7 protein-coding genes and 1 pseudogene are annotated in these 12,199 nt (G+C 71.8%); 7 read left to right on the forward strand and 1 reads right to left on the reverse strand.

Annotated elements, in window-relative coordinates; translation table 11 throughout:
* The 5 genes and pseudogenes from V7793_RS24035 to V7793_RS24055 all read left to right on the forward strand — a co-directional run.
* Positions 1-183 (forward strand): annotated as a pseudogene (locus V7793_RS24035) (aspartate aminotransferase family protein); the annotation flags it as partial.
* A gap of 27 nt (positions 184-210) precedes the next feature.
* Entirely contained in the window at positions 211-2,223 is a 2,013-nt protein-coding gene (locus tag V7793_RS24040) for an IucA/IucC family protein (RefSeq protein ID WP_336009790.1), read from the forward strand.
* Positions 2,224-2,331: 108 nt separating this feature from the next.
* Positions 2,332-3,168, forward strand: a complete 837-nt coding sequence (locus tag V7793_RS24045; RefSeq protein WP_443057981.1) for a GNAT family N-acetyltransferase — start codon at positions 2,332-2,334, stop codon at positions 3,166-3,168.
* Between the two features lie 198 nt (positions 3,169-3,366).
* A complete protein-coding gene (locus tag V7793_RS24050) occupies positions 3,367-5,142 on the forward strand; it encodes an IucA/IucC family protein (RefSeq protein WP_443057982.1) in 1,776 nt (591 codons plus the stop codon).
* Between the two features lie 43 nt (positions 5,143-5,185).
* On the forward strand, positions 5,186-7,165 hold the full coding sequence (locus V7793_RS24055; protein ID WP_336009792.1) for an ATP-dependent DNA helicase: 1,980 nt from the start codon (positions 5,186-5,188) through the stop codon (positions 7,163-7,165).
* Positions 7,166-7,324: 159 nt separating this feature from the next.
* On the opposite strand, the gene lexA is transcribed toward V7793_RS24055, so the two are convergent.
* Positions 7,325-8,110, reverse strand: coding sequence for a transcriptional repressor LexA (lexA, locus tag V7793_RS24060; RefSeq protein WP_058047270.1), 786 nt, complete (start codon positions 8,108-8,110; stop codon positions 7,325-7,327).
* A 559-nt stretch (positions 8,111-8,669) separates the two neighbouring features.
* On the opposite strand from lexA, the gene nrdR reads away from it, so the two are divergent.
* Entirely contained in the window at positions 8,670-9,182 is a 513-nt protein-coding gene (gene nrdR, locus V7793_RS24065) for a transcriptional regulator NrdR (RefSeq protein WP_336009797.1), read from the forward strand.
* 112 nt (positions 9,183-9,294) lie between these two features.
* Complete coding sequence (locus V7793_RS24070) at positions 9,295-12,168, forward strand: vitamin B12-dependent ribonucleotide reductase (RefSeq protein ID WP_336009799.1); 2,874 nt, start codon at positions 9,295-9,297, stop codon at positions 12,166-12,168.
* Positions 12,169-12,199 lie beyond the last annotated feature (31 nt).

The raw sequence follows: 12,199 nt of genomic DNA on the forward strand, positions 1-12,199 counted from the left end.
GTCGAGCTGGGCGGCCGTCACTCCTGTGTCGTCCGCCTCCTGCCGCCCCTGACCATCACCGACGAGCAGACCGAGGCGGTCCTCGAGCGGCTCGCCGACGCCGTCGCCGCGGTTTGCCGGCCAGGCGGCCGCATCCCCGCACCGAGCACACCGAAGGAGGCAGGCGCCGCATCCCCGGCCTGACGCCGCGACGTGCACGCCGTACACCGCATGAACGCATCCACCGGGACCGGTGCTTCCAGGGCAGAACACGACCGGGAGGCGGCACCCGAGCGGCCGACCGTGGTCTCCGCCGTCCCTCGCCAGGGCGGCGGCCCGCGCGACGGGAGCGCGGACACGGGCCCGTGGGCTCCCGACCCACTGGAGCACCCCGACCCCGGCCTCGCAGCCGACACCGCCGCCGTGGAGAACCTCCTGCGCTGCTGGGTCCGCGAGACCGGCGTCCCGCGGCCCGGCGGATCCGAACTGCACCTGCCCCTCCCCGCGAGCGGGACGGCCCTTCGGGTCCCCGTCACCTACTGGTCCGCCGCCGGCTGGCACCGCTTCGGCACGCCGGCCCTGGCGGACGCGCCCGAAGCCGCCCCTGCCGTCGACGCCGTCACCCTGGCGGCGCTCCTCGGCCGCGAAACCGCCCACCCTGGCGCCCGCGCCGGATACGGACGGGCGGACAGGACGGCGGAGCTCGTCGGCAGAGTGGCGGACTCCACGCGGCGTACGGCGGTCTTCCTCGCCGACCGGCGGGCCCGCCCCGCCGACCCGGAGGCGGGCGAGCTCTTCCTCTACGCCGAGCAGTCCCTCCTCCTCGGCCACCCCCTCCACCCCACGCCCAAGAGCCGCGAAGGCCTCTCCGACACCGAGGCGTACGTCTACTCCCCGGAGCTGCGCGGGGCCTTCCCGCTGCACTGGATGGCCGTCCACCGCTCCCTGCTCGCCATGGACTCGGCGTGGACCGAGCGGGGCCGGCCCGTCGACGCCGTCACCCTCGCCGCCCGCCTCGCCGGCCCGGAGCTGCGCCTGCCCGAGGACACCGCGGTGCTGCCGCTGCACCCCTGGCAGGCCCACGACGTGCGCAGCCGCCCGGGCGTCAGCCGACTCCTGGACGCGGGTCTTCTGCACGACCTCGGCCCCCTCGGCGCGCCCTGGTACGCCACCTCGTCCGTCCGGACCGTCCACCGGCCCGGCGCCCCCGCGATGCTGAAGCTCTCCCTGGGCCTGCGCATCACCAACTCCCGCCGCGAGAACCTCCGTAAAGAGCTGCACCGCGGCGTCGAAGTGCACCGCCTTCTGCGCAGCGGCCTCGCCGAGCAGTGGCGCGCGGCCTGCCCGGGCGGGCTCGGCTTCGACGTCGTCCGCGACCCCGCCTGGCTTGCCGTGGACACTCCGGAGGGCGCGCCGCTGACCGGCATCGACGCCGTCATCCGGCACAACCCCTTCGGTCCCGGTGACGACGCCGTCTGCCTCGCCGGGCTCGTGTCGCCGAGACCCTGGCCCGCCCCGGCGCACCAGGAGCTCCAGCAGAAGCAGGAGTGCCGGCAGAATCAGCAGGACCAGGAGCACCGAGAGCACCCCGGCGGGCCCGCCGGGCAGCCGGCCATGCGCTCGCGCCTTGCGTACATCGTGGCCCGCCTCGCCCACCGCACCGGCCGCCCCGCGGGGGCCGTCTCCGCGGAGTGGTTCCTGCGCTACCTGGAAGCGGTCGTGCGCCCCGTGCTCTGGCTGGACGGCGAGGCGGGCATCGCCCTGGAGGCCCACCAGCAGAACACGCTCGTCCTCCTGGACCGGGAGGGCTGGCCCGCAGGCGGCCGCTACCGCGACAACCAGGGCTACTACTTCCGCGCCTCCCACCGGGACGCCCTCGACCGGCGGCTGCCCGGAATCGGCGCGGAGAGCGACACCTTCGTGTCCGACGAGGTCACCGACGAGAGGTTCACCTACTACCTCGGCATCAACAACGTCCTCGGCCTGATCGGGGCGTTCGGCGCGCAGCGCCTCGCCGACGAACAGATCCTGCTGGCCGCGCTGCGCCGCTTCCTCAAGGACGCCGCGGCCGGGCCGGCCGCCGGCCGCTCCACCCTGCCCGCCCGTCTTCTCGAAGCGCCCACCCTGCGCTGCAAGGCCAACATGCTGACCAGGCTGCAGGGGCTCGACGAGCTCGTCGGCCCGGTCGACACCCAGTCCGTCTACGTCACCATCGCCAACCCCCTGGTCACGTCGGCCCGATGACCGGCGCGAGCCCCGGCCCCGGGCGAACGGGGCCCTTGAGGACACGGGCCCCCGCGGGCCCACGGGATCCCGGACACCGAGGGGATCCTCCGAGAGGAGAGCGTCTCCGTGCCGCCCACCGACCCCAGCGAAGGCCCGGGCACAGGCCCGGGCACCGACCACCTCCGCGCCGGCTCTTCGATCGCCGGAATCGCGGGGCCGAGCGTCGATGACGGCGCCCCCGCGGGCGCCGGTGCCGACCCGCCGACCGACAACGAGACCACGCTCGAACTGAAGCTCTCCGAAGACTTCGCCGAGCTCATCGACCACGGCCCCCCGGAGCCCGCCGCGATCACCGCAGGCCGCGGGCCCGCCGGGGCCATCGGCCCGGGATCCGACCTCCTCGACTCCCTCGCCGACTGGGGGCCCGCCGACACCGGCGCGGGCACCTTCCAGCTCGTGCCGGTCCGGGTCGAGCGCGACCTCCGGCTCATCACCCGCTGGATGAACGACCCGGCCGTCGCGGCGTTCTGGAAGCTGGGCGGGCCCGAGAGCGTGACCGAGGCCCACCTGCGCGCCCAGACCGGCGGTGACGGCCGCAGCATCCCCTGCCTCGGCGTGTTCGACGGTGTGCCGATGAGCTACTGGGAGGTCTACCGCGCCGACCTCGACCCCATTGCGCGCCACTACCCTGCCCGCCCGCACGACACCGGGATCCACCTGCTGATCGGCAAGGTCGCCGACCGGGGCCGCGGCGTCGGCACCCGCCTGCTGCGGACCGTCGCCGACCTCGTCCTGGACCACCGGCCGTCCTGCGGGCGCGTCGTCGCCGAACCCGACCTGCGCAACACCCCGTGCGTCTCCGCGTTCCTGAGCGCAGGCTTCCGGCTGACCGCGGAGATCGACCTTCCGGACAAGCGTGCGGCCCTGGTGGCCCGCGACCGCGCCCTGCGCACCCTTCTGTAGGACCGCCCCACTCCCCGGCCGCCCCCTGCTCCTCCACCGCACTCCGCCGGAACCTCCCCCTCCGATCAGCTCCTCTCCGCTCCTCCACCCCCGGCCTCCGACCCCCAGCCTCTGACCCCAGCCTCTGGCCTCAGCCACCTGTCTCCGGCCGACCCACCGATCGGCCTTCTCACCCATCGGCCTACTCAAGGAGCCCCCTTGCCTCCTTCGCCCCGGTCCGAACGCCTCACCGGCCCCGACTGGTCCCTCGCAGGTGCCCATCTGCTCGCCAAGATGCTCGGCGAACTCAGCTACGAGGGCGTGCTGACCCCCGAGCCCGACGAGGGGGCCGAGGCACCCGCCACCGCCTACCGGCTGTCCTTAACGGCGGAAGTGACTTACCGCTTCCGCGCACGCCGGAGCGCGTACGGCCACTGGCGGGTCGACCCGGACTCCGTGACCCCCTCCCAGGACCCCCTCCGCTTCCTCGCCCTCGCCCACGACACCGTCCTCGGCCTCTCCGGCGACACCACCGGCCACCTGGCCAGGGAACTCCTCGCCACCCTCGCCGCCGACACCCGCCTCCGGACGAGCGCCCTCAGCGCCGCGGACCTGGCCGACCTCGACTACGCCGCGCTGGAAGGCCACCAGACCGGCCACCCCTGGCTGATCGCCAACAAGGGCCGGCTGGGCTTCTCCGCCTCCGACGCCGACCGGTGGGCCCCCGAAGCCCGCACCCCGCGGCGCCTGCCCTGGATCGCAGCCCACCGCGACCTCGCGCACTACCGGGCCGTTCCCGCACTGGCCACCCCCGACCTGCTCTACGCCGAAGAGCTCGCCCCCGGCACCCGCGCCGCCTTCACCCGCACCGTCGCCGACCACGGCCGCGACCCCGCCGACTACCTCTGGCTCCCCGTCCACCCCTGGCAGTGGGACGAGACCGTGGCCCCCCTCTTCGCGCCCTGTCTGGCCGACGGATCCATCATCCCCCTGCCCACTGACAACGACCTCCGGCTGCCCCAGCAGTCCGTCCGCACCTTCCTCAACACCAGCCGGCCGCACGCCCGGACCGTGAAGCTCCCGCTCTCGATCCTCAACACCCTCGTCTGGCGCGGCCTGCCGACCGAGCGCACCCTCGCCGCCCCCGCGGTCACCGCCTGGGTCCAGTCCCTGCGCGACTCCGACGACTTCCTGCGGGACGAGACACGGGTGATCCTCCTCGGGGAGACCGCCTCCGTAACCGTCGAGCACCCCCTCTACGACCGCGTGCCCGGCGTCCCCTACCAGTACAAGGAGCTGCTCGGCTGCATCTGGCGCGAGCCCCTCGGCCCCGCCCTCGCCCCGGGGGAGCGCGCCCGCACCCTCGCGGCCCTGCTGCACACCGACCCCGCCGGCCGCTCCTTCACCGCCGAGCTCGTCAGCCGCTCGGGCCTGGCCCCGGCCGACTGGCTCCGCCACCTCTTCGCCGCGCTGCTCCCGCCGCTCCTGCGCTTCCTCTACCGCTACGGCACCGTCTTCTCCCCGCACGGCGAGAACGCCATCGTCGTCTTCGACGAGAACGACGTGCCCACGCGCCTCGCCGTGAAGGACTTCGTCGACGACATCAACATCAGTGCCCTTCCCCTCCCCGAGCACGCCTCCATGCCCGACGACGTGAGGGCCGTGCTGCTCACCGAACCACCCGGCTTCCTCACCCAGTTCATCCACTCCGGCCTCTTCGTCGGCGTCTTCCGCTACCTGGCGCCGCTGTGCGAGGAACAGCTCGGAGTGCCGGAGGCCGCCTTCTGGTCGCTCGTGCGGGCGGAGATCGTGGGGCACCACGAGCGCTTCCCGCGGATGAAGGACCGCTACGAGACCTTCGACCTGCTCACCCCGCGGATCGAGCGGCTCTGCCTCAACCGCAACCGGCTGCACCTCGACGGCTACCGAGACCGCCCGGAACGCCCGCACGCGGCGGTCCACGGCACCGTGCCCAATCCGCTGCACATTCCGTGACGGCGCCGCCGATGTCAGTGCCGCCCCTTAGGGTGGAAGAGCTATGACTGCCTCCTCCTCGCCCTCCCTCACCGACCTGCTGCACGCCGCCGTCACCGCCGTCGGCGGCACGGAGCGGCCCGGTCAGGTCACCATGGCCGAAGCCGTCGCCGAAGCCGTCGACGGCGACTCCCACCTGCTCGTGCAGGCGGGCACCGGCACGGGTAAGTCCCTCGGCTATCTGGTGCCGGCCCTGGCCCACGGCGAGCGCGTGGTGGTGGCCACGGCGACGCTGGCGCTCCAGCGCCAGCTCGTGGAGCGTGATCTCCCGCGGACGGTGGACGCCCTGCAGCCGCTGCTGCGCCGCCGCCCGCAGTTCGCCATGCTCAAGGGCCGGTCCAATTACCTGTGCCTGCACCGGCTGCACGAGGGGGTCCCGCAGGACGAGGAGGAGGGGCTCTTCGACCCCTTCGAGGCGGCGGCGCCCTCCAGCAAGCTCGGCAAGGATCTGCTGCGCATGCGCGACTGGGCCGACGAGACCGAGACGGGCGATCGCGACGACCTCACCCCGGGCGTCTCCGACCGGGCGTGGTCCCAGGTGTCGGTCACGTCCCGGGAGTGCCTGGGCGCCTCGAAGTGCGCGTACGGCGCCGAGTGCTTCGCCGAGGCCGCCCGGGAGCGGGCCAAGCTCGCCGACGTGGTGGTCACCAACCACGCTCTGCTGGCCATCGACGCCATCGAGGGCGCCCCGGTGCTCCCCGGCCACGAGGTTCTCATCGTCGACGAGGCCCATGAGCTGGTTTCCCGGGTCACCGGCGTCGCCACCGGCGAGCTCACCCCCGGCCAGGTCAACCGCGCGGTGCGCCGCGCTGCCAAGCTCGTCGACGAGAAGGCCGCCGACGCCCTGCAGACCGCGGCCGAGAGCTTCGAGCGCCTGATGGAGCTGGCCCTCCCGGGCCGCCTGGAGGAGATTCCCGACGATCTCGAGTACGCCCTGATGGCGCTGCGTGACGCCGCCCGGACGGTCATCTCGGCCCTCGGCAACACCCGCGACAAGTCCGTTCAGGACGAGGACGCGGTCCGCAAGCAGGCCCTGGCCTCCGTGGAGAACATCCACGCGGTGGCCGAGCGCATCGTGGAGGGCTCCGAGTACGACGTCGTCTGGTACGAGCGCCACGACCGCTTCGGGGCGTCCCTGCGCGTCGCCCCGCTCTCCGTCTCCGGGCTGCTGCGCGAGAAGCTCTTCAACGAGCGGTCCGTGGTGCTCACCTCGGCCACGCTCAAGCTCGGCGGTGATTTCAACGGCGTGGCCGCGTCCCTGGGGCTGGCTCCCGAGGGCACCGGTGGCGCGGAGAGCCCCGAGTGGAAGGGCGTCGATGTCGGCTCGCCGTTCGACTATCCCAAGCAGGGCATCCTCTACGTCGCCCGGCACCTGTCCCAGCCCGGCCGCGAGGGCGGCCGCAAGGACATGCTCGACGAGCTGGCCGAGCTGATCGAGGCCGCCGGCGGCCGGACGCTGGGGCTGTTCTCCTCGATGCGCGCCGCCCAGGCCGCGGCCGAGGAACTGCGCGGCCGGCTCGACGTGCCGATCCTGCTGCAGGGCGAGGAGACGCTCGGCGAGCTGATCCGCAACTTCTCCGCCGACGCCCGTACGTGCCTGTTCGGCACGCTGTCCCTGTGGCAGGGGGTCGATGTGCCGGGGCCGAGCTGCCAGCTGGTGGTGATGGACCGGGTGCCCTTCCCGCGGCCGGACGACCCCCTGATGAGCGCCCGGCAGAAGGCGGTGGAGGAAGCGGGCGGCAACGGCTTCATGGCCGTGGCGGCGACGCATGCGGCGCTGCTGATGGCCCAGGGCGCCGGCCGGCTCGTCCGGGCCTCGGGGGACCGCGGCGTCGTCGCCGTCCTCGACCCCCGGCTGGCCACGGCCCGCTACGGCGGCTTCCTGAAGTCGTCCCTGCCGGATTTCTGGTACACCACGGACCGTAATCAGGTGCGCCGCTCACTGGCGGCGATCGACGAGGCGGCGAAGGCGGACGGCCGCTAGGGAGGGCCTGCCGTCGGCAGGGCCTTTCGTATAGAGCTGACAGAGCTGACAGAGCTGACAGCGTCGACGAGCTGATGGAGCCGGTAGAAGAGCCGGCAAAGAAAAGAGCCCCGGAACCGGCGCAGTTGGTCCCGGGGCCCGGCCTTGCGGCCCTGTGCCTCACACGCGGCGCAGCACCGCCACGACCTTGCCGAGGATGGTGGCCTCGTCGCCGGGGATCGGCTGGTAGGCGGCGTTGTGCGGCAGCAGCCACACGTGGCCGTCCTCGCGCTTGAACCGCTTGACCGTGGCCTCTCCGTCGAGCATCGCGGCCACGATGTCGCCGTTCTCCGCGACGGGCTGACGGCGGACCGTCACCCAGTCGCCGTCACAGATGGCCGCCTCGATCATGGAGTCGCCGACGACCTTCAGGACGAACAGCTCGCCGTCGCCGACCAGCTGGCGGGGGAGCGGGAAGACGTCCTCGACGGACTCTTCGGCGAGGATGGGGCCACCCGCGGCGATCCGGCCGACGAGCGGCACGTAGGAGGCGGCGGGCTTGCCGGTGGTGTCCGTGGGCTGCGAGCTGGGCTGATCGGAGCCGCGCACCTCGTAGGCCCGGGGGCGGTGCGGATCCCTGCGCAGGAAGCCCTTGCGCTCCAGGGCCATGAGCTGGTGGGCCACGGACGAGGTGCTCGACAGCCCCACCGCCTGGCCGATCTCCCGCATGGAGGGTGGGTAGCCCCGGCGCTGGACGGAATCCCTGATCACTTCGATGACCCGCCGCTGGCGGTCGGTGAGACCCGAGCTGTCGGCCCGGATGCCTGGAGGTCGCCCCGGGAGGGCCCGAGCGGGCTTCTGCCCCTCGGTGCTCATGGCTGCGTCATTCATCGGGTGTGCCTGGTCGAGTCGGTTCTGGGAGCGGTCCTGGGCGGTGATTGTGGCGCTGTCTGCGGTGGTGGTCACGTCGGCCCCTCTCGAAATGTTCTCCCTAGCTGGACAACGGTAGTTGCTTTCGAAAGGTTGCGCCAAACACACGTTCGAGTGAAATATCGAAGTTTGCCTGACGTGATCAAGGCTGAGGGTGTACGGCTGAAGATCAATTCGACCATTACGGTACCCTTCGGTGCGAAGCGCACCGAGCGGGCCGCCCGTCCGTGCGGGCCTCGTGCGGGCCTCGCGCAGGCCCGGCCGGTCCGCCCCGGACACCTTCCGTACGGCGGCTCCGCAGTGGTCCCAGTGTGTCATCAAAGCCCCCGTGCCCTTGCTGCCGGGGCGGCTCGCGTAGGGTCGGGACCGGTCCTCGCGACTGTGAAACACGTCCGGCGCGGCTCACCATGCGGCACCAGATCTAGTGGTTTGATTGGCGGCAGCCGCCCACAGGTTGTGGTCGAGGGGTGTCGCCGGTCATTTGCGGGCGCCGTCATCGCCTATGCTGGGGGCTGCTTCGCAAGGCCCCCGTTCGGGGGTCGGCCGAGGCTGAAGATCGTGCACAGTCCTACGAGGGTGAGGAGGGTGGAGAGCCATGCACTGCCCCTTCTGCAGGCACCCCGACAGCCGCGTCGTCGACAGCCGGACCACCGATGACGGCTGCTCGATCCGGCGGCGGCGCCAGTGCCCCGACTGCTCCCGTCGTTTCACGACCGTGGAGACCGCGTCACTGATGGTGATCAAGCGGAGCGGGGTCACCGAGCCCTTCAGCCGCACGAAGGTCATCTCCGGAGTGCGCAAGGCCTGCCAGGGCCGCCCGGTCACCGAGGACGCCCTGGCCCAGCTCGGTCAGCGGGTGGAGGAGGCGGTGCGCGCCACGGGCAGCGCCGAGCTCTCCACCCATGACGTGGGTCTCGCCATACTCGGCCCCCTCCGGGACCTCGACCTGGTCGCGTACCTGCGCTTCGCGTCCGTGTACCAGGCGTTCGACTCGCTCGAGGACTTCGAGGCGGCCGTCGCGGAGCTGCGCGAGCAGCGGTCCGCCGCGACCGCCGGCGGCGGCGACGGGGACCCGCAGGTTCCCGCGCCCACCGCGGCCGCCGAGTAGCAGCGGCCACCACAGACCTGCCCGGCGCGCCGCGCGCCCGGGCGAAGACAGACATAGCGCGCCACGGAAGAATTGCGCGCATTAGGGCGTTTTGCCCGTAGAGGGAGGCGGCATGACCGAGACGACGAGCGGCCCGGCACGAGGTTCCCGCGCCAAGGGGAACAAGGGCGGCAAGGGTCTGCGTATCGAGCGCATCCACACCACCCCCGGTGTGCACCCGTACGACGAGGTCGTGTGGGAGCGCCGTGACGTCGTCATGACCAACTGGCGCGACGGCTCGATCAACTTCGAGCAGCGCGGCGTGGAGTTCCCCGACTTCTGGTCGGTGAACGCGGTCAACATCGTCACGAGCAAGTACTTCCGCGGTGCCACGGGTTCGCCCGAGCGCGAGTCCAGCCTCCGTCAGCTCATCGACCGGGTCGTGCTGACCTACCGCAAGGCGGGCGAGGAGCACGGCTACTTCGCCTCCCCTGCGGACGCCGAGATCTTCGAGCACGAGCTGACCTACGCCCTGCTGCACCAGGTCTTCAGCTTCAACTCCCCGGTCTGGTTCAACGTCGGTACCAAGCAGCCGCAGCAGGTCTCCGCCTGCTTCATCCTCTCCGTCGACGACTCCATGGAGTCGATCCTCGACTGGTACAAGGAAGAGGGGATGATCTTCAAGGGCGGTTCCGGCGCCGGCCTGAACCTCTCCCGCATCCGCTCCTCCAAGGAGCTGCTCTCCTCCGGCGGCAACGCCTCCGGCCCGGTCTCCTTCATGCGCGGCGCCGACGCCTCCGCAGGAACGATCAAGTCGGGCGGCGCCACCCGCCGCGCGGCCAAGATGGTCGTCCTCGACGTCGACCACCCCGACGTCGAGGCCTTCATCGAGACCAAGGTGAAGGAGGAGGAGAAGGTCCGCGCCCTGCGCGACGCCGGCTTCGACATGGACCTGGGCGGCGACGACATCACCTCCGTCCAGTACCAGAACGCCAACAACTCCGTCCGCGTCAACGACGAGTTCATGAAGGCCGTCGAGACCGGCTCGAAGTTCGGGCTGCGCGCCCGGATGACCGGTGAGGTCATCGAGGAGATCGACGCCAAGGGCCTCTTCCGCAAGATGGCCGAGGCCGCGTGGGCCTGCGCCGACCCGGGCATCCAGTACGACGACACGATCAACCACTGGCACACCTCGCCGGAGTCGGGCCGGATCACCGCGTCCAACCCGTGCAGCGAGTACATGCACCTGGACAACTCCTCGTGCAACCTCGCCTCCCTCAACCTCATGAAGTTCCTGCGCGACGACGACAAGGGCAACCAGTCGTTCGACGCCGAGCGCTTCGCCAAGGTCGTCGAGCTCGTCATCACGGCGATGGACATCTCCATCTGCTTCGCCGACTTCCCGACCGAGAAGATCGGCGAGACCACCCGCGCCTTCCGCCAGCTGGGCATCGGCTACGCCAACCTCGGCGCCCTGCTGATGGCCACCGGTCACGCCTACGACAGCGACGGCGGCCGCGCTCTCGCCGGTGCCATCACCTCCCTGATGACCGGCACCTCCTACAAGCGCTCCGCCGAGCTGGCCGCAGTCGTCGGCCCGTACGACGGCTACGCCCGCAACGCCGACGCCCACAAGCGCGTCATGCGGCAGCACGCCGACGCCAACGGCGTCGCCCGGCGCATGGACGACCTGGACACCCCGGTGTGGGCCGCGGCGACCGAGGCCTGGCAGGACGTCATCCGCCTCGGCGAGAAGAACGGCTTCCGCAACGCCCAGGCGTCCGTCCTGGCGCCCACCGGCACCATCGGCCTGATGATGGACTGCGACACCACGGGCGTCGAGCCGGACCTGGCCCTGGTGAAGTTCAAGAAGCTCGTCGGCGGCGGCTCGATGCAGATCGTGAACAACACGGTGCCGAAGGCGCTCAAGCGCCTGGGCTACCAGCCGGAGCAGATCGAGGCGATCGTCGCCCACATCGCCGAGCACGGCAACGTGATCGACGCCCCGGGCCTGAAGGCCGAGCACTACGAGGTCTTCGACTGCGCCATGGGCGAGCGCGCGATCTCCGCCATGGGTCACGTGCGCATGATGGCCGCCGCGCAGCCGTTCCTGTCGGGCGCGATCTCCAAGACGGTGAACCTGCCGGAGTCGGCCACCGTCGAGGAGGTCGAGGAGGTCTACTTCGAGGGCTGGAAGCTCGGCCTGAAGGCCCTCGCGATCTACCGCGACAACTGCAAGGTCGGCCAGCCGCTCTCCGCCAAGAAGAAGGAGGAGGCCAAGGCCCCCGAGGCCGCCGCCCCCGCCGCCGCGGAGAAGGTCGTCGAGTACCGCCCCGTCCGCAAGCGCCTCCCCAAGGGCCGCCCGGGCATCACCACCTCCTTCACGGTGGGCGGCGCCGAGGGCTACATGACCGCCAACTCCTACCCGGACGACGGTCTCGGCGAGGTTTTCCTGAAGATGTCCAAGCAGGGCTCGACCCTCGCGGGCATGATGGACGCCTTCTCGATCGCCGTCTCGGTCGGTCTGCAGTACGGCGTGCCGCTGGAGACCTACGTCTCGAAGTTCACCAACATGCGCTTCGAGCCCGCCGGCATGACCGACGACCCGGACGTGCGGATGGCGCAGTCGATCGTCGACTACATCTTCCGCCGCCTGGCGCTGGACTTCCTGCCCTTCGAGACCCGCTCGGCGCTCGGTATCCACTCCGCCGAGGAGCGTCAGCGCCACCTCGACACCGGTTCCTACGAGCCGACCGACGAGGACGTCGACGTGGAGGGCCTGGCCCAGTCCGCGCCGCGCCAGACCGAGGCCCCGAAGCCCGCCCAGCCGGCCGCCGCCGCGGCGGTCCCCGCGCCGAAGCAGGCCCACAACTCCACCGAGCTGGTGGAGATGCAGCTGGGCCTGAACGCGGACGCGCCGCTGTGCTTCTCCTGCGGCACGAAGATGCGCCGTGCGGGCAGCTGCTACCTCTGCGAGGGCTGCGGCTCGACCAGCGGCTGCAGCTGACGCGTACGCCGCTCCGCGCCGGCCGGGGACT

The organism is Streptomyces sp. KLMMK, assembly GCF_036961605.1.
Taxonomy (GTDB): domain Bacteria; phylum Actinomycetota; class Actinomycetes; order Streptomycetales; family Streptomycetaceae; genus Streptomyces; species Streptomyces telluris.

Bases quoted from the DNA above. Each gene is read 5' to 3' on its own strand.
- V7793_RS24055 (WP_336009792.1), top strand. From the start codon at position 5,186: ATGACTGCCTCCTCCTCGCCCTCCCTCACCGACCTGCTGCACGCCGCC.
- nrdR (WP_336009797.1), top strand. From the start codon at position 8,670: ATGCACTGCCCCTTCTGCAGGCACCCCGACAGCCGCGTCGTCGACAGC.
- V7793_RS24070 (WP_336009799.1), top strand. From the start codon at position 9,295: ATGACCGAGACGACGAGCGGCCCGGCACGAGGTTCCCGCGCCAAGGGG.
- V7793_RS24040 (WP_336009790.1), top strand. From the start codon at position 211: ATGAACGCATCCACCGGGACCGGTGCTTCCAGGGCAGAACACGACCGG.